Genomic DNA, 17280 nt, shown 5'->3' with positions numbered 1-17280 from the left:
AATAAAATGAGTTACAGCGAACAACAATACCTTGATCTCCTCTTGGATATTCTTAAAAATGGTGATCAAAAGTCAGACCGGACAGGCACTGGCACCCTCTCCACATTTGGAAGGCAGTTACGGTTTGATTTAAGTGAAGGGTTTCCCTTGTTAACGACGAAACGGGTTCCTTTTTCTTTAATTAAAAGTGAACTGTTGTGGTTTATCAAAGGGGACACTAATATCCGTTACTTATTACAACATCATAATAACATCTGGAATGAGTGGGCATTTGAACGCTATGTAAAAAGCAGTGATTATGAAGGGCCGGATATGCATGATTTTGGCCGCCGTTCTTTGCAGGATGAAGAGTTCCGCCAGGTGTATGAACAGGAAATGGAAACATTTAAGCAACGGATCCTTACCGATAATCATTTTGCGGCACAATACGGGGAACTAGGCAATATCTATGGGCGGCAATGGCGCGCATGGAAAACGTCCTGGGGTGAGACGATCGATCAATTAGGACAAGTCATTGATATGATCAAAAGAAACCCGAATTCAAGACGCCTCATCGTCTCCGCTTGGAATCCTGAAGATGTTCCGGCTATGGCTCTGCCCCCGTGTCATACATTGTTCCAGTTCTATGTCGCAGATGGAAAACTTTCCTGTCAGCTTTATCAACGGAGTGCAGACATGTTTTTGGGCGTTCCATTTAACATTGCCAGTTATGCACTGCTTACCCATCTCATCGCGCAAGAATGTGGACTTGGGGTGGGGGCATTTGTGCATACGTTAGGGGATGCCCATATCTATCAGAATCATGTTGAGCAATCACACAAACAATTGACCCGTGAAATGAGGGCGTTACCGAGTATTTCGATAACCCATCCGGAACGTTCGATCTTTGATTTAGACATGGACGATATTATATTAGAGGGTTATCAACCACACCCCGCTATTCGCGCCCCGATTGCTGTCTAAGGGAGGTAGTACATTGTTATCAATGATTGTTGCTCACGATCGAAACCGTGGAATTGGGAAAAATAATGCGATGCCGTGGCATTTGCCTGCAGACCTTGCTTTTTTGAAAAAAAACACCATCGGGAAGACGATTGTTATGGGGCGTCCCACTTTTGAAGCGATTGGGCGTCCTTTGCCGAGGCGTAGAAATATCATTTTAACTCATCGTGCAGATTTTAAGGCAGAGGGTGTTGAGGTGATGCATTCCCTTGAAGAGGTCATTGAAGCCAATGAACGGGAAGGTGAGGAATGGGTGATCTTCGGTGGAAGTGATGTGTATGAGCAGGCCTTCCCTTATGCTGATCGCCTCTATATTACTTATATTGATGAGTCATTTGAAGTTGATCGCTTTTTTCCACAGTATAATGTGGATGAATGGCAGTTGATGTGGAAAGAAAAGGGCAGTAAGGATGAAAAAAACCCCTATGATTACTGGTTTCAAATATATGAACGACGGAAATGAACAAACTTATTAACATATCCACAAGGTTCCAGTGAGAAGTTTCGCGAACCTTGTGGATTATTTTGTGTCACCTTATTAGGCTGCTCTCATCAAATCGTCAACGTTTGCTCTCAAAAAATACGGTTAACCCGTCCTTTTTTGCATATAAATCTAAAAGGGAGGGGTAGGAATGGCTTTGAAGCGAACTGCGATGGTGAGAAAACAGCGCCGGGGCGGCGGGCCGCTCCCTTTTCGCTATGTTTTACTCATTTCGATTGTTATTTTTATATTTTTAACCGCACAGGGGTTGTATTTTGTGGACCGTCATATTCGCCCACCCTTGATGACGATCGCTAAATTAGAGGCGCAGAGAATTTCTACGCATGCGATTAATCAAGCAGTATCGGGAGATTTAACGAATCAGGAGCATATGGATGACCTTGTGCTGATGGAGACGGATGCAGATGGTGAAATTTCCTCTTTAGCTTTTGATGCATCAGTGTACAATCATGTTCTTGAAGATGCGGTCGAGATTATTCACGACTATATGGAAGATGTTGAGGCTGGAATGACAGATGGGGAAATCCCTCCTGAGTTAGAACAGGAATTTGAAGATTCAGGTGTGGATAGTGCAGATGAAGGTTCTTTTTATAATATTCCCCTCGGGATGGCAACCAATAACGCACTTTTAGCCCAGCTCGGTCCGCAAGTACCGGTTACCTTTTCAGCTACCGGTCACGTAGAGGCTGATATGGAAGAACGTATAGAAAACGTAGGGATTAATAATACGTGGTTAAGGATTAGCTTGTTAATTGAAATGGACGTTCAAGTCGTTATTCCTTTTGGCACAGAGGTAGATACTGTAGAAACTTCTGTCCCCGTTGGCATGGTGTTTGTGCCGGGAGAAGTTCCTCAATATTATGGAGAAGGGGGCGGCATGCCGATTCCAGCCATTACTCCGAGTGGGGAAGAAGAGGGAGTGGAAATGCAGGATCCGGACGCTGGGGATATGACTCAAGAAGAATCGCCGAATACAGGGAGCAACTAGTGCAGAGTGCCTGAAATAAAAGGTCACCATTGGAAGTGGGCCTTCTTGTAGGTTCAATGAATGTGATTCAGCGATCGTGTATTAGATCACTATAAAGCCGGGAAGATAGCGGTGATATTTCTTTGAGACTTGTGTCTGCGTTCTATAAGTGCAGCAATTTTCGAAGGCTATTTTCCCGGACTTTTTGAACATCTTCTTTAATGACCATTAATCTAATCGAAACCCATTTTTGCGAGGGGGGTTGTATAGCGACAAGCTTGCCTTGAGTGCTCAAAGGTTGCCACTTTCGGATTACGCCTCCTTATGTCCTTCTTGATGAACACGTACGAAAAAAGGGAGGAAGGAATTAAATTTGTATACATATTTTTGACATTTCCTCATATTTTAATTATAATTTTATAAATATTCTTGTATGAGGGGGTCATTAGATGCAAGGTAGGGAACAGTGGGCAACGCGCCTAGGTTTTACTTTAGCTGCGGTAGGTTCAGCAGTTGGTTTAGGAAATATTTGGCGTTTTCCCTATATTACAGGTGAGTATGGAGGGGCTTCATTTTTAATTGTTTATCTTATCTGTGTTTTGATTATCGGTTTACCAACGATGATTGCGGAATTTTCTATTGGAAAACGGGGGCAGTTGGATGCTGTCGGATCTTTTGCCAAAACGGCTTCTTCTAAACCGTGGGTGATTGGTGGCTGGCTTGGTGTGATTACCTCGTTTCTTATCGTTTCCTTTTATGCTGTCATTACCGGTTGGGTTATGTATTACTTCTTTAGTTACTTGTTCGGAAATGTTCAACAAGTGGAGACCGGAGCAGTAGGTGACTTCTTCGGTGCATTTATCGGACACGAATTTCTTCCTGTCATTTGGCAGATTGTAGTCATGGTCATTATTGTAGGTATTCTGTATTTTGGTGTTCAAAAGGGAATTGAGTTAAGTAATAAAATTTTTATGCCATTGCTTGCGGTCATCCTTATTATTTTAGCGAGTTATGGACTTACATTGGATGGCGCTGCTGAAGGATTATCCTTCCTGTTTGTCCCTGATTGGAGTGCATTAGGAGATCCAGGTTTGTACTTAGCAGCTGTTGGTCAGGCATTCTTTACGCTATCTCTTGGTATGGGGATCATGGTTACATTTGGAGGTTATCTTTCACGGGAAACAGGAAGTCGTTTGCCGGGGACAGCGACAAGAATCGTGCTGCTAGATACTCTTTTTGCGATCTTTGTAGGGGTCGCTATATTTACAGCCGTGTTCACCATCGGCATGGAAGCGGACCAGGGACCAACCTTAATCTTCGTTGTTTTACCGGAAGTGTTTAATCAAATGGCTGCCGGAGGCACATTCTTTGCGATATTTTTCTTCTTCCTCGTCTTTATCGCCGGGTTATCGTCAGCGATTTCTTTAGCAGAAGTCAGTATATCCTTTGCGATTCGACAGTTTAACATGAACCGGAAGAAAGCTGCCATCATCGTCGGTGCTCTGATTACGTTGTTGGGTATTCCATCTGCATTAAGTCAAGGGGGGCCGCTCTCGGACTTCCTTATTGCAGGTCAACCTTTCCTTGACTTTGTCGATTTAATTACAGATAGTTACTTCCTTCCGATCGGAGGTTTAATCGTCGTCCTCTTTGTTGGATGGGGATGGAGAAGCAGAGTTGCATTCGAGGAGGCTGATTTTAAAAATCCGGTGATTGCAAAATTATGGCTTATCCTCATACGGTTTGTTGCCCCACTTATGATTATCATTATTTTACTAGCAAACTTCTTTGGTATTGAGGCATAAGTTATATGGAAACGGCGCCACACACGTAGTGTGATGCGCCGTTTTTTGCCTTAGCTATTTTCCCGTTCTTTTTTTTCCCAGGACTTAAGCGATGGGTATGGATCAAAAGACCATTCCGAGTAACCGTTATCCCGGTAGAGCCCGTAGTGTAAATGTGGGGGGAATTTCCCTTCCGTTCCGGGTTTTCCATATCCTGAGCTTCCTACTTTTCCGATTTCCATTCCAGGTTCAACAATCGCTCCTTCTTCAATGCCGTCCGCAAAGCTGCTTAGATGGGCAAAATAGTGATAGACATTGTCGGTGTCGCGAATCCCGATTCGCCAGCCGCCGTACGTATTCCAGCCTTGTAATTCTACAATACCGTATTTCGTCGCTCGTACAGGCGTACTATGGCCGGCAAAAATATCCGTTCCTTCATGGATCCTGCGTCCACCCCACCCCCGTGCAGCCCCCCATGTACTATTGTACGTGTAGTTGTAATTCAAGGGCACTGGAAAGGCCGAGTCATCTAAAGCGATGGTTCCATATTCTTTAAAAATTTTCGCATGCCCACTAATGATTCGAACAGCTTGATCACGTTGGTAACGATCCCAGAGTGCGATTCGGATGTTTTCATCATCATAGCCATATGAAGAAATCTGGCGTGCCACCGTATAAAGAACGTCCCGATCACTTTTTCGGTCCGCTATTCCGTCAGCATCTCCATCAAGGCCAACACCCCCGAAAATACTAATACGCTCAGAGTCATTATCTTCAAGATCTGGATTTAGTGCTCCTACCCAGTCTCGAGGCGAGTAGTAAATATCGATGAGGCCTTCATTTTCTTCTCGATCATTACGGGCCACGTTCAGGCCACGTTCATGGGCATCAATAGCAGCCAGCCAATACCATGGTACATGGGTTATTCCATCCATTTCCTTGTACAAAATCATGCGCTCAGCATCTTCGTTTTGATCGTTGTCATCCGCTGCCTCAATGTTGGGGGTGAAGGTAAATGTAAGCCCAATCACGAGTAAAACGATCGGGAGAGCTTTAACCTTCATAACACTTCTCCTCTCTGACATTAATCACCTTTACTTAATATGAGAATCATACACAGGAATATAAGTGCCAATCTTGTCATCTTCAGGGAATTTCCACCAATCGCTTGGAGTGAAGGACCCCATCGTGTTAAAGTAATGATAAAGGGATGTGATGATATGGCGAAAAAACAAGAACATATTCGCAAGCCTGATTGGTTGAAAATAAATTTAAATACAAATGAATCTTATCGCGGGCTCAAGAAAATGATGCGCGAGAAAAACCTACATACTGTTTGCGAAGAAGCGCGATGCCCAAATATTCATGAATGCTGGGCGGTGAGAAAAACCGCTACCTTTATGATTCTTGGAGATGTATGTACACGAGGTTGCCGGTTCTGCGCAGTGAAGACAGGGCTTCCAAATGAGCTTGATTGGGGAGAGCCGGAACGTGTCGCAGAATCTGTGGAGCAAATGGGTCTGAAACACGTCGTGATCACTGCCGTTGCAAGGGATGACCTTAAAGACGGGGGCTCAACCATCTATGCGGAGACCATCCGAGCTGTCCGCCGCCGTAATCCACTTACGACCATAGAAGTTTTGCCTTCGGATATGATGGGATTGCATGATAATTTGAAAACACTCATGGAGGCACGGCCGAACATTTTGAATCACAATATCGAAACGGTACGGCGTTTAACGAAAAAAGTACGTGCACGTGCAACCTATGATCGTTCTTTGGAGTTTCTCCGCTATTCCAAAGAGCTGCATCCGGATATCCCGACAAAGTCCAGCCTAATGATTGGTCTCGGGGAAACTCCTGAAGAGATCGAGGAAGTTATGGATGATTTGCGTGCATACGATGTGGATATCATGACGATCGGGCAATACTTGCAACCGACAAAAAAGCACCTAGACGTTCAGAAGTATTATACGCCTGATGAATTCGAAGCATTTAAGGAACTTGCGATGAAAAAAGGCTTTAGCCATTGCGAAGCGGGTCCGCTCGTGAGGTCTTCCTATCATGCTGATGAGCAAGTAAATAAAGCGCAGGTATGGAAAGAAGCTGCGAAGTACCAGACACCTGTGTAAAAGTCAGGAAGCAGGGGTTTGCAACTGTGGCTTTCCCTCTTGTGCCTGAACCAATCGGGGCTAGACCGTGGTGAAGAGGTGACGAGCATGGTTGAAATAGATAATCAGCAATTTGAGCTTGTCGAAGAGTCGAAATCCGGCTGGGATGAAGAGGCATTCATCGCTCGTTACAGTGAGATTCTCAATAAATACGACTATATTGTCGGAGACTGGGGCCATGAGCAGCTGCGGCTGCGGGGTTTTTATCATGATGGGCATAAAAAAGCTGCCATCGATTCCAAGGTAAGCACCATCTATGATTATTTATATGAATACTGTAATTTTGAATGCCCGTATTTTATTCTAAAAAAAGTGAAGTAACAAAACCATCAGAGACCCTGGTGGTTTTTTATGCAGGTAAGGCTTTCACCATAAAAGCTTGGCGAAAAGCCAAGTTTTCTAATATTCCCGTTAAATTTGTTCTCGTTAAAGAGCCGCAGGCTGAGGCGGCAGTTTTTCCAATTTTATTTTCTTGGGAACTATGGTCGGAATGAAGAAACCATTAAGGCAGGATTTTTTAGTTATGTATAGAAAGGAAGGGGACATACTATAAGAGAGATGAAACGTGCAAAGGAGAGTCTGCCTTGAAAGTTCCTACGAAACCATGGACACTGCTGTATAGAATTAACCGGGAAGTGCTCCCTCTGGCACATGAATATTTAGATGGATGGAGACAGAAAGCAGAAACGATTCCGAATGACGAACTGCGAGAACAGGCGCTGGCCAGTATAGAAAAGAAGGCTTTCCATTGTGAAGGCGGAGCGGTCTATGGCTTACTAGCGGGTGATGAAGGCAGGAAAGTGATTCGGTTTATTGTCGCTTATCAAACGATTAGTGATTATTTAGATAACCTCTGTGACCGAAGCACTTCCTTAGAGGAAAGAGATTTCCGGTCCCTTCATCAATCCATGCATCATGCCTTAACACCCGGAGAAAGAACTGAAAACTATTACAAGTACCGCGAAGATCAAGACGATGGCGGGTATTTGACGTCTCTGGTTAAGACGTGTCGAGAGGTTTTGGAAGAACTTCCGGGGTTTCTCGATGTACAAAAGGCGATGCAGCAATTGGCAGGCTATTATTGTGATTTACAGGTCTATAAACATATTGAAAAAGAAAAACGAGTGGAACGATTGGAAAACTGGTTTTCGATGCACAAGAATGACCTTCCTTCTATGACTTGGTATGAATTCTCTGCTTGTGCAGGTTCTACACTGGGTGTTTTTTGCCTTGCTGCTTATGCATCACACGATCGCATGCTTTCCAAAGAAGTCAATGACATTAAAAAAGGATATTTCCCTTGGGTACAAGGGCTGCATATTATGCTTGATTATTTTATTGACCAAGAAGAAGACCGGGAAGAGGACGATTTAAATTTTGTTTTTTACTATGAAAATGAAGAACAAATGGTTGAGCGCATTCGTTATGTAAAAGAAAAAGCAGACGAAAGCATTCGGAGCTTGCCGGATTGGAAATTTCACCAGCTGATTAATAAAGGTCTGATCGCAATGTATCTTTCCGATAAAAAAGTTCAGGAGGACAAGGAATTGAAAAGAACCGCTAAACGTTTTATAAGGTTCGGCGGCTTACCTACAGCCTTCTTCTACCTGAATAGTTGGATGTACCGGCAAACCTCTTAGCTTTGAAGTAAGTTAGCGAACCTCATCCTTTATTGTCATCGCATTCATGCATGTATGTGCGATGGCTTTTTCGAGTTTAATGAACATGAGAAATGACTTCTGGTATAATAGCTTGAAAGTATAAAGGAGGTGAACGGGGGATGTACTTTGTTGACCGTTCGTTAATCGAAAAAAGATTGGAGTACATGGAGCAATTATTGGGTCATTTTCAAGGGAATTTGGATTGGTCCGGGCCGCTTACGCAATTGGCATTGGAGCGAATCACTCAGAATTGGCTGGAAGCGATGATTGATGTCGGTAATCAAATGATTGATGGATTTATCATGCGTGATCCCGGAAGTTATAGTGATATTATTGATATTTTAGAAGATGAAAAAGTGATTACAAAATCAGGTGCAGAAGCGTTACAAGCAGTTCTTACATGGAGAAAGGTGTTGGTGAGGGATTATTTAAATATCGATCATGAGGCGATCGAAGCAACCTTACGTGACCAACAATTAGAAATGGCAGCATTTCCGGAAGCGGTTCGGGATTATCTTGAGAAAGAGCTTGGTCCTGTTTCGGCTTTCTTACCTAAAGAGGAAAGGTGATTAGATGCTTGCATCTTACCAAGGCTACTTAATTGATTTGGATGGCACGATTTATAGAGGAAAAAAAGTAATTGAGGAAAGCCGTAGTTTTATACGTGCCCTTTCTGAGAGGCAGATCCCTTATATGTTTTTAACGAATAATTCTTCACGAACGGCAGCAGAGGTAGCTGAGAATTTAAAGCGGATGGGCGTGGAGGCAACGGCCCGGCATGTGTATACGAGCAGCATGGGCATGGCTGCTTATGTACGTAAACATTGGAGGGGGCAGTCTGTGAGCGCCTATGTGATTGGTTCGCGCGGGTTAATCCAAGCGTTGGAGGAAATTGGTGTCCAATTTACGGATGAACATCCTGATGCCGTCATTGTTGGTATTGATCGAACATTTACGTATGAAAAACTGGCAAAAGCTCAAAAAGCACTGTGTAATGGCGCGATCTTGCTAGCGACAAACGGGGATGAAGCTCTTCCGACGGAGCAAGGATATATGCCAGGGAATGGATCTATTGTAGCCGCAATTGCAACAGCAAGCGCTACGAAGCCAACGTTTATTGGAAAACCTGAATCGTGGATCGTAGAGCAAGCGTTGGCGGCTTTGGGAACAGCGAAGTCCAATACTTTGCTGGTTGGTGACAATTATAATACGGACATTCTTGCAGGCATCCGCGCAGGACTTCCCACTTTGCATGTAGGAACTGGTGTTACGTCAAAACAAGAACTAGCCAAAAAAGAGGTTCAGCCGACTCATTCCGTTGTCCATCTACAACAAAAATTGCTTGGTGAATAGCCTTAGTCTTCGAGTCCCTCATTGGAGTGAGCAAGGCGGCTAGAGGCTGCGGCTGCAATGGCTCCTACAATATCATCGAGAAACGTATGGCATTTCCCCTCTGCATGTTCGTTGAGCTTAGCAATGATGCCTGGTTTTATTTTGTCTACATAACCAAAGTTTGTCATTCCTATGGAACCATAGACGTTAACGATGGCCAAAGCAATAATTTCATCGATCCCATACAAACCCTCATCTGCAGCGACAACTTCCTGCAAAGGTGAGCTCAGTTTTTCTTTCTCGGCAAGACGATCAAGCTCAATCCCGGTTAAGAGCGCATTTTGTACTTCGCGTTTACCTAGGACGCGCATCACGTTGAATTTGCATGTTGCATGGGTTAAGTTCTTAACATAAGGCGATTGCAATTCGTAGACGAGATCAACGAGATCATCTACGGTTACCCCTCGTTCTTCTAGCGTTTCAATGGCTTGATCGGTTGTTATTTTCTTCATTTTTTTCTCTCCTTCCAATCCTCTCTAGCATAAGCATATTCATTTTTTTTATGAAAGGAACTCATCGTTTCATTTTCATTCTTCCTTTCCTTTCCCTTCCCTTATCAGTGAGTGATTACACATGACTACATCGCTTGTCTTTCCCATACACATGTAGGAAGATGGGGGTGGCAACTATGTTTGAAAGAAATATTTATGATCAGTATGGGCTTTATTGTGATGAAAAGTTTCAGATTGGTTCCTATGAAGGTTTCCGCTCTAGGAATGATTATTATGTTCTTATGCCTTGTCCCCGTAAACAGGATAACATATGGGTGCAGCTGGATTGGTCAGAGCGTCTAAAAAGCACTGGGATCCAACAGTTTGCAGAACTCGTTTCAGGGATAGATGGCAAAGCGATTTCACGGGTCGATGGTGTGCAACAACTCCTTTTTCAGATGCCGGGGGCAGAAGAACGTACGGCTATGAGTGATGGAAAAACACTGGCGCTTATTCATGAATCCAGCAGGGGATGGGTGCCTAACCGTACGGATCTCCATTTACAAGGGCGGTGGCTTTCTCTTTGGGAGACACGTATTGACCAGCTGGAAAGCTTCCATGCAACGGTCGATCGTAGGCCAGAAAAAACAGCTTTCGATGAAAAATTTTTATATACATTTCCTTATTATTTGGGGCGTGCCGAAACAGCCATGCAATGGCTTGTTGAGGAAGGCCAGGAGCATCTTCTTGGGTCGTATGATGGATCCGTGAATCACATTCGTTTTACACCAGGGACTTGGCTGGTTGCAGATCAACATTGTACACAGGTGAAGAATCCATTAGCGTTTGTGTATGATCATCCTTCCCGGGATCTAGGGGAATGTCTACGATATTGTTATGAAAAAGACGACCCTTCTTCAGCAGCTGAATTTCTGGAGGATTATTCAGGCGGACAGCCGCTTCAAGAACAAACGTGGGCGTTAATTGGAGCTAGATTGCTCTTTCCCATCACCTATGTTGAATTAATGGAAGCACACTATCTAAATGAAAGAACAAAAGAAGCGGATATCAATGAGGGTGTATTACAATTTGAAGCCGAACTCGACCGGGAAGAGCGTTATATGAACTATGCTTCCCAATGTTTACTTGATGCATTTCCAGTAACGGCAAATGGGCATTGGTTTGCAAAAAGAATTTTTACGGGGTAAAAACATGTATTTTCATAATACCCCTTGTTATTTCTACGAGTAAGCTCTATAATGTCCGTAGGAAAAAGACAATTGTATACCTCTGATGAACATATGGCGGCGGTATAGGTAAAGGGGTGGGAGTAAAATGAGTAATAAAATTTCGATCGGAATATTAGGGTTAGGTACTGTTGGCAGCGGTATAATCCATATTTTAGAAAATCATAAAAAAGAATTGATCGCAAAAACGGGAGTTGCTGATGTGGAAATCCGTAAAGTGCTCGTACGTGATTTAGAAAAGAATCGCGATGGGAACTTGGATTCGGATATGTTGACATTAAATGCAGAAGATGTGCTCGAGGACCCTGAAATCGACCTCGTCATTGAAGTAATGGGTGGGATCGATGAAGCTAAGCAACATATGGAGAAAGCATTAAAGAATAAAAAGCATATTGTTACTGCCAATAAAGATCTCATCGCCCTGCATGGAGATGAGTTGTTAGAGATTGCAGCTGCCAATCATTGTGAGCTGCTTTATGAGGCAAGTGTGGCCGGAGGCATTCCGATCTTGCGATCCCTTACGGAAGGTTTGGCTTCAGACAGGATTACAAAAATGATGGGCATTGTCAATGGCACTACCAATTATATGCTCTCGAAAATGACGCGTGAAGGCCTGAATTACGAAGAAGCGTTGCAACAGGCGCAAGATCAAGGATTTGCTGAAAGTGACCCAACCGCTGATGTTGAAGGGTTGGATGCTGCTCGGAAAATGGTCATTTTAGCCCGTCTTGGCTTTTCAGCATCTGTCCAGTTAGATGACGTTTACTTAAGAGGGATGTCCACAGTAACTGCTGAGGATATTGCGTTTGGTCAACAATTGGGCTATACGTTGAAACTTATTGGACTTGCGTCAAGAAGTGATGAAGGTGTAGAGGTTTCTGTGGAACCTGTCTTTATCCCCGAAGAACATCCGCTATCCGCCGTTCATGACGAGTACAATGCGGTTTATGTATATGGAGAGGCTGTAGGAGAGACGATGTTCTATGGGCCGGGTGCAGGCGCACTTCCAACAGCTACAGCGGTCGTTTCAGATGTCGTAAGTGTCATCCGCCAGGTGCGTTTGGGGACGGGGAAAGCCCAAGTGGCTCCAACCATCAATGAAGAGACGGTTTTGAAAGAACCTGAGGACATTTATGCAAAATACTATGTCCGGGCTCATGTCCATGACGTTGCAGGGGCCTTCAAAAGACTGACATCTGTATTTACATCGAACAATGTAAGTTTTGAAAAGCTTATCCAGCAACCTCTGGATTCACAAGATTTAGCGGAAGTCGTGATGGTTACACATGAAACAAATCGCGCTATCTTTGAAAAGATTATGGATGATATGGCCGGCCTGGATGTTGTGAAAGCCATAAAAAGCCGCTATCGCGTAGAAGGAGGCGAATCCGATGTCCCCGAACAAAGGGATCTTGCATTTGTATAAAAATTATTTACCCATGACAACGGAGACGCCTATGCTCTCTCTTCAAGAAGGTGGCACCCCTCTCATTCATCTCCCGTCGTTATCGGAAGAATGGGGTGTAAACCTCTACGTCAAAACAGAAGGAGTTAACCCAACTGGTTCCTTTAAAGACCGGGGAATGGTGATGGCGGTTGCGAAAGCGAAGGAAGAAGGAAGTAAAGCAATTATTTGTGCCTCCACCGGCAATACCTCAGCGGCAGCAGCTGCTTATGGAACTCGTGCTGGCCTGCGTACGATCGTAGTGATTCCAGAGGGGAAAGTGGCGCTCGGAAAGCTTGCGCAAGCGAGCATGTATGGGGCAGAGGTCTTTGAGATTGAAGGCAATTTTGACGAAGCTCTCAAAATGGTACAAGACGTAAGTGAAAAGGAAGATGTCACACTTGTAAACTCGGTGAACCCTTACCGGATTGAAGGGCAGAAAACCGGAGCCTTTGAAATTTGTGATGTTTTAGGGGAAGCACCGGATATTCTGTGCATTCCAGTCGGAAATGCTGGTAATATTACGGCTTATGGAAAAGGGTTTAAAGAATACGATGCAGCACACGGCACAGGCCAACCGCGTTTGTTTGGGTTCGAAGCGGAAGGTTCAGCCGCAATTGTTCGAAATGAAATCATTCCTCAGCCGGATACGCTTGCCACAGCGATTCGGATTGGCAACCCAGCCAGTTGGCAGAACGCGTTAAATACTGTCGAACACGCTGGCGGTGGGTTTGATGCCGTCAGTGATGATGAAATCGTTGCTGCATATCGCGGTCTTGCTCAAGCGGAGGGAGTATTCGCAGAACCGGCATCATGTGCATCACTTGCGGGCTTACGGAAAAAAATCTCAGCTGGTGATATTGAAAAAGGAAGCACTGTTGTCTGTGTTCTTACAGGAAACGGCTTGAAGGATCCGGCGACAGCCCTTGATACAAACGAGATTTCACCCGTGCGAATTCCTAACGAAACAGCTTCTTTTCTTTCCCGCTTGCACAAGGAGGAGATGTCTCATGGGTGAAAAGTTAACGATCACCGTACCTGCAAGTTCAGCAAATCTCGGTCCAGGGTTTGATTCAATTGGGCTGGCGATCGACCGATATCTAACGTTAGAGGTCTATGAGGCAGACGCGTGGCAGTTTACATCCTCTTCGGAGCACTTGGAAGGTATCCCTACTGGAAAAGATAATATGGTGTACAAAGTCGCACGTGCATTAGCCGCGACGAAGAAAAAAGTTCTGCCCCCATGTCATGTCCACATGTCATCTGATATTCCACTGGCACGTGGACTTGGGAGCAGCGCTGCTGCCATTATCGCGGCGATCGAACTTGGAGATCAATTGGGGGATCTAGAGCTGACAAAAGAAGAAAAGTTACGCTTTGCCAGCGTAATCGAAGGCCACCCTGACAATGTAGGGGCATGCCTATACGGCGGGCTCACCGTAGGAATGCACACCGACTGTAAAACTCGGGTTGTCGCTCAACAAGTCCCAGAAGTTGATCTTGTATTGATGATTCCAAGTGACGAGTTGCTCACATCCAAGGCAAGACAGGTATTGCCGGAGCAGCTGAAATATCAGGACGCTGTTCAAGCGGGAGCATGCGGGAATGTACTCGTTGCCGCTCTAATGACACAGAATTGGCCTCTTGTAGGAGAAATGATGGGTGATGATCGCTATCACCATCCCTATCGAGGAGAACTTATCCCCGGACTTTCACACGCACTGCATGATGTTAAGGATTACGGCGTATATGGTGCTGCACTAAGCGGTGCAGGGCCGACGGTTCTATGTCTGGCTCCACTCGGCCGCGGAGAGGACATTTCTGCTTCGCTGCAGGCCGACTATCCGGATTATTATGTAGTCTCAGCAAAGCCCGCTATTGATGGCTCTTTGATTAGTTATGAGAACAAATCCGTGGCTTCTTTATAACGAACGTATAATAGCGGCATGAACATGAGAACCTGTTCGTGCCGCTATATTTTTTAAATGAATCAGCCTTCGTTTTTTATGATATACTTTTTACTTTTTTCATCGTAGGTGGCCTGATCAACAAAATCAAATTCTGCAAGAACCTCATCGGATGGACGTTTATTCAGAAGGCTGACGACAATAATGGCTAAGCTTCCCAACAAGAAGCCTGGAATGATTTCGTACAAGTCGAACAAACCACCTTCTAAGAATTGCCATGCAATGACCGTTAGGCCCCCTGTTGCAATCCCGGCGATTGCACCCCAAGCGGTCATTCGACGCCAGAAGACACTGAATAGCATTACAGGTCCAAATGCTGCACCAAACCCAGCCCAGGCGTATTCTACGAGTTCAAGAACGGTACTTTCAGGATCCATTGCGATGAGAGTAGCCAATAAGGCAATCAAAAGGACACCAAAACGGCCAACCCAAACGAGCTCTTTGGAAGACGCGCTTGGACGCAACCATCCTTTATAAAAGTCTTCGGCAAGTGCGCTGGAAGAAACGAGAAGCTGGGAGTCAATGGTACTCATAATCGCGGAAAGAATCGCCGCAAGTAAAATGCCGGCAATCCAAGGGTCAAACAACACTTGACTAAACAGAATAAAAACCAGCTCTTCATTCTCCAAAGGAGAGCCAGGGCCAATGCCTTGAAAATAGGCGATACCGAAAAACCCTACGAAAATAGCCCCAAACAAAGAAATGGTCATCCATGTTATACCGACAAGACGGGCTTTTGGAACTTCTTTCTCAGATCGTAACGCCATAAAACGCGTAATGATATGAGGCTGTCCAAAGTACCCTAGCCCCCATGCAAGCAATGAAACGATAGCGATACCGGATGTCCCGGTAAACACATCCAAATAGGCGGGGTCAATTTCGGCTACAGATGCAACGGATGCTTCCCACCCCCCCATCTGAGAAACTGCGACGATAGGTACAGCGATGAGCGCGATGAGCATTAAAACACCCTGAAAGAAATCGGTATAACTGACCGCAAGAAAACCACCTAAAAATGTATAGGAGATAATGGCAGTAGCACCGATCCATAAGGCGGTTTGGTATTCCCATCCAAATGAATTTGAGAACAGCAGAGCGCCTCCTACCAGTCCAGACGAGGTGTAAAAAGTAAAGAAAATTAAAATAAAAATAGCAGAAATCATACGTAATATTTTGCTGCGATCACGAAATCGGTTCTCTAAGTAATCGGGTAGCGTGATCGAATCCTTGGCAATTTCAGTATATCTCCGTAAACGCTTCGCAAGGATTTGCCAATTGAGGTAAGCCCCTATCGTAAGTCCAATTGGCAGCCATATTTCACTCATGCCGTTTAAATACATGACTCCGGGCAAAGCGATGATAATCCAACTACTCATATCTGAGGCGCCTGCACTTAACGCGGCAACCCAGCCGTTAAGCCTCCGCCCTCCGAGGACATAATCCGATAAATTTGTCGTTAAACGAAAGAAAATGATCCCGCAAATCGCGAGTCCTACTAAATAAACGAGAAATGTAATCAGAGTTGGAATTTCAATTCCCACGTGATTTCCTCCTTTCCAGCATCAAACTGATAAACGATAGAACAACGGTTAAGGACATAGGGATAACGAGCCAAAACCACGTGGTAAGTGGTAAACCTTCCATGTCTTACCTCCTTGTCTGAATGAGTCTAAAGGGTGTTCAAAAAGTCCGGAGAAATAGCTGTCTGCTTTTAAGAAATTGGCTAAAACCGTCGCCTTGCATGTGTAGGACAAGCTGGGATCTCGAAGCTACATTTTTTCTTTTGCACACGTCTTATGACAATTATAGAAGAAGATCGTTCCCGCTAGTACCATTTATGTAGTAAAAAGCTTAGAATTTTTGATAACAGGAATATTTCCTGAAAAAAACCCCGAGCATGGCCCGGGGATCATCATATGGTGTTTCCGCTCTATTAAAATACTTGCTCAATCTCCACGACTCCTGGCACTTCTTCGATGAGTGCCCGTTCTATACCTGCTTTTAATGTAATCGTTGATGACGGGCAAGTGCCGCATGCACCCATCAAACGTACTTTTACAATGCCATCCTCAATTCCAACCAATTCCACGTCGCCTCCGTCACGGAGAAGGAAAGGACGTAGCTTTTCAAGTACTTCTTGAACTTGACCGGTGATGTCTACTGCTTCTGTCATCGTAAACACTCCTTTCTTTAACACCCATTATAGTACCCTGACTGTTAAAAATCCATGATTCCGGTTTATCCTTTTGTTAAAGGTGGTGTCTAACTGGCTGATTCATTGTACAATAAGTATAGATAGGGGGCGTTTATATGTCAATCATGGTAACGATCTATGGGGCAGAAAAAAAATGCGCGAGCTGCGTAAATCTGCCATCAGCATGGGAAACAAAGGAATGGTTGGAAGCACTGCTACAACGAAAATATTCGGATCAAAATATTAAGTTTGAATATATCGATATTGAACATCCGAAAAAAGGGCATGAGCAATTTTCAAAAGAAATCATCGAAAATGATCGCTTTTATCCATTAGTTACAATTAATGGGAATATTGTTGCCGAAGGAAATCCGAAACTGAAAGTGATCTATGCCAAGCTAGATGAACTGACAGACAGTGCCTAAAAAAGAAAGCAGCTCACATTTTGATGAGCTGCTTTACGTTAGAACAGACATGGATGGCGAAGGTTGTATACTTCAGACTCCCATTTTTTAGCT

The 17280-nt window shown here is 44.4% G+C and carries 18 protein-coding genes; 14 read left to right on the top strand and 4 right to left on the bottom strand.

Annotated elements, in window-relative coordinates; genetic code table 11:
• Positions 1-6: 6 nt before the first annotated feature.
• The 4 genes from HNR44_RS10755 to HNR44_RS10740 all read left to right on the top strand — a co-directional run bounded on the left by HNR44_RS10755 (position 7) and on the right by HNR44_RS10740 (position 4276).
• A complete protein-coding gene (locus tag HNR44_RS10755; protein WP_184404281.1) occupies positions 7-963 on the top strand; it encodes a thymidylate synthase in 957 nt (318 codons plus the stop codon).
• A gap of 13 nt (positions 964-976) precedes the next feature.
• Positions 977-1465, top strand: coding sequence for a dihydrofolate reductase (locus HNR44_RS10750; RefSeq protein ID WP_221434285.1), 489 nt, complete (start codon positions 977-979; stop codon positions 1463-1465).
• Positions 1466-1634: 169 nt separating this feature from the next.
• On the top strand, positions 1635-2492 hold the full coding sequence (yunB, locus tag HNR44_RS10745; protein ID WP_246407334.1) for a sporulation protein YunB: 858 nt from the start codon (positions 1635-1637) through the stop codon (positions 2490-2492).
• Between the two features lie 428 nt (positions 2493-2920).
• The gene (locus HNR44_RS10740) at positions 2921-4276 is read left to right on the top strand and encodes a sodium-dependent transporter (RefSeq protein ID WP_184404280.1); all 1356 of its coding nucleotides are present in this window, start codon (positions 2921-2923) and stop codon (positions 4274-4276) included.
• Positions 4277-4326: 50 nt separating this feature from the next.
• On the opposite strand, the gene HNR44_RS10735 is transcribed toward HNR44_RS10740, so the two are convergent.
• Positions 4327-5319, bottom strand: coding sequence for a M23 family metallopeptidase (locus HNR44_RS10735; protein WP_184404279.1), 993 nt, complete (start codon positions 5317-5319; stop codon positions 4327-4329).
• Between the two features lie 156 nt (positions 5320-5475).
• Here HNR44_RS10735 and lipA point away from each other — a divergent pair, with 156 nt between their 5' ends.
• The 5 genes from lipA to HNR44_RS10710 all read left to right on the top strand — a co-directional run bounded on the left by lipA (position 5476) and on the right by HNR44_RS10710 (position 9440).
• The gene (gene lipA / locus HNR44_RS10730; RefSeq protein WP_184404278.1) at positions 5476-6387 is read left to right on the top strand and encodes a lipoyl synthase; all 912 of its coding nucleotides are present in this window, start codon (positions 5476-5478) and stop codon (positions 6385-6387) included.
• 87 nt (positions 6388-6474) lie between these two features.
• On the top strand, positions 6475-6747 hold the full coding sequence (locus HNR44_RS10725) for a YutD family protein (protein WP_184404277.1): 273 nt from the start codon (positions 6475-6477) through the stop codon (positions 6745-6747).
• A 263-nt stretch (positions 6748-7010) separates the two neighbouring features.
• Positions 7011-8066, top strand: coding sequence for a tetraprenyl-beta-curcumene synthase family protein (locus HNR44_RS10720; RefSeq protein ID WP_184404276.1), 1056 nt, complete (start codon positions 7011-7013; stop codon positions 8064-8066).
• Between the two features lie 140 nt (positions 8067-8206).
• Positions 8207-8656 (top strand): DUF86 domain-containing protein, encoded by a 450-nt coding sequence (locus HNR44_RS10715; RefSeq protein ID WP_184404275.1) that lies wholly within the window; start codon positions 8207-8209, stop codon positions 8654-8656.
• Between the two features lie 4 nt (positions 8657-8660).
• A complete protein-coding gene (locus tag HNR44_RS10710; protein ID WP_184404274.1) occupies positions 8661-9440 on the top strand; it encodes a TIGR01457 family HAD-type hydrolase in 780 nt (259 codons plus the stop codon).
• A gap of 2 nt (positions 9441-9442) precedes the next feature.
• On the opposite strand, the gene HNR44_RS10705 is transcribed toward HNR44_RS10710, so the two are convergent.
• Positions 9443-9931, bottom strand: a complete 489-nt coding sequence (locus HNR44_RS10705) for a phosphatidylglycerophosphatase A family protein (RefSeq protein WP_184404273.1) — start codon at positions 9929-9931, stop codon at positions 9443-9445.
• 176 nt (positions 9932-10107) lie between these two features.
• Here HNR44_RS10705 and yutH point away from each other — a divergent pair, with 176 nt between their 5' ends.
• The 4 genes from yutH to thrB all read left to right on the top strand — a co-directional run bounded on the left by yutH (position 10108) and on the right by thrB (position 14529).
• Positions 10108-11118 (top strand): spore coat putative kinase YutH, encoded by a 1011-nt coding sequence (gene yutH / locus HNR44_RS10700; RefSeq protein ID WP_184404272.1) that lies wholly within the window; start codon positions 10108-10110, stop codon positions 11116-11118.
• A 127-nt stretch (positions 11119-11245) separates the two neighbouring features.
• Positions 11246-12583 (top strand): homoserine dehydrogenase, encoded by a 1338-nt coding sequence (locus tag HNR44_RS10695; RefSeq protein WP_184404271.1) that lies wholly within the window; start codon positions 11246-11248, stop codon positions 12581-12583.
• Positions 12549-13619 (top strand): threonine synthase, encoded by a 1071-nt coding sequence (thrC, locus tag HNR44_RS10690; protein WP_184404270.1) that lies wholly within the window; start codon positions 12549-12551, stop codon positions 13617-13619. Before HNR44_RS10695 ends, thrC begins: the two co-directional genes overlap by 35 nt.
• Entirely contained in the window at positions 13612-14529 is a 918-nt protein-coding gene (gene thrB / locus HNR44_RS10685) for a homoserine kinase (protein ID WP_184404269.1), read from the top strand. Before thrC ends, thrB begins: the two co-directional genes overlap by 8 nt.
• A 62-nt stretch (positions 14530-14591) precedes the next feature.
• Here the strand turns inward: thrB and putP are convergent, their stop codons facing one another.
• Positions 14592-16103 (bottom strand): sodium/proline symporter PutP, encoded by a 1512-nt coding sequence (gene putP, locus HNR44_RS10680; protein ID WP_184404678.1) that lies wholly within the window; start codon positions 16101-16103, stop codon positions 14592-14594.
• A 398-nt stretch (positions 16104-16501) separates the two neighbouring features.
• Positions 16502-16741: a NifU family protein gene (locus HNR44_RS10675; protein WP_184404268.1), complete on the bottom strand. Its 240-nt coding sequence runs from the start codon at positions 16739-16741 to the stop codon at positions 16502-16504.
• Positions 16742-16878: 137 nt separating this feature from the next.
• On the opposite strand from HNR44_RS10675, the gene HNR44_RS10670 reads away from it, so the two are divergent.
• Positions 16879-17187, top strand: a complete 309-nt coding sequence (locus tag HNR44_RS10670) for a DUF1462 family protein (RefSeq protein WP_184404267.1) — start codon at positions 16879-16881, stop codon at positions 17185-17187.
• The last annotated feature ends 93 nt before the right edge of the window (positions 17188-17280 follow it).

The sequence above is a fragment of the Geomicrobium halophilum genome, from assembly GCF_014207655.1.
GTDB classification, from domain to species: domain Bacteria; phylum Bacillota; class Bacilli; order Bacillales; family Marinococcaceae; genus Geomicrobium; species Geomicrobium halophilum.
The sequence above is the reverse complement of the archived record's forward strand: the minus strand, read 5'-3'. Positions and strand labels throughout refer to the sequence as shown.

What these genes read in the sequence shown, in the direction of transcription:
- HNR44_RS10755 (WP_184404281.1), top strand. Translation starts at nt 7, where the DNA reads ATGAGTTACAGCGAACAACAATACCTTGATCTCCTCTTGGATATTCTT.
- yunB (WP_246407334.1), top strand. Translation starts at nt 1,635, where the DNA reads ATGGCTTTGAAGCGAACTGCGATGGTGAGAAAACAGCGCCGGGGCGGC.
- HNR44_RS10740 (WP_184404280.1), top strand. Translation starts at nt 2,921, where the DNA reads ATGCAAGGTAGGGAACAGTGGGCAACGCGCCTAGGTTTTACTTTAGCT.
- HNR44_RS10735 (WP_184404279.1), bottom strand. Translation starts at nt 5,319, where the DNA reads ATGAAGGTTAAAGCTCTCCCGATCGTTTTACTCGTGATTGGGCTTACA.
- lipA (WP_184404278.1), top strand. Translation starts at nt 5,476, where the DNA reads ATGGCGAAAAAACAAGAACATATTCGCAAGCCTGATTGGTTGAAAATA.
- HNR44_RS10725 (WP_184404277.1), top strand. Translation starts at nt 6,475, where the DNA reads ATGGTTGAAATAGATAATCAGCAATTTGAGCTTGTCGAAGAGTCGAAA.
- HNR44_RS10715 (WP_184404275.1), top strand. Translation starts at nt 8,207, where the DNA reads ATGTACTTTGTTGACCGTTCGTTAATCGAAAAAAGATTGGAGTACATG.
- HNR44_RS10710 (WP_184404274.1), top strand. Translation starts at nt 8,661, where the DNA reads ATGCTTGCATCTTACCAAGGCTACTTAATTGATTTGGATGGCACGATT.
- HNR44_RS10705 (WP_184404273.1), bottom strand. Translation starts at nt 9,931, where the DNA reads ATGAAGAAAATAACAACCGATCAAGCCATTGAAACGCTAGAAGAACGA.
- yutH (WP_184404272.1), top strand. Translation starts at nt 10,108, where the DNA reads ATGTTTGAAAGAAATATTTATGATCAGTATGGGCTTTATTGTGATGAA.
- HNR44_RS10695 (WP_184404271.1), top strand. Translation starts at nt 11,246, where the DNA reads ATGAGTAATAAAATTTCGATCGGAATATTAGGGTTAGGTACTGTTGGC.
- thrC (WP_184404270.1), top strand. Translation starts at nt 12,549, where the DNA reads ATGTCCCCGAACAAAGGGATCTTGCATTTGTATAAAAATTATTTACCC.
- thrB (WP_184404269.1), top strand. Translation starts at nt 13,612, where the DNA reads ATGGGTGAAAAGTTAACGATCACCGTACCTGCAAGTTCAGCAAATCTC.
- HNR44_RS10675 (WP_184404268.1), bottom strand. Translation starts at nt 16,741, where the DNA reads ATGACAGAAGCAGTAGACATCACCGGTCAAGTTCAAGAAGTACTTGAA.
- HNR44_RS10670 (WP_184404267.1), top strand. Translation starts at nt 16,879, where the DNA reads ATGTCAATCATGGTAACGATCTATGGGGCAGAAAAAAAATGCGCGAGC.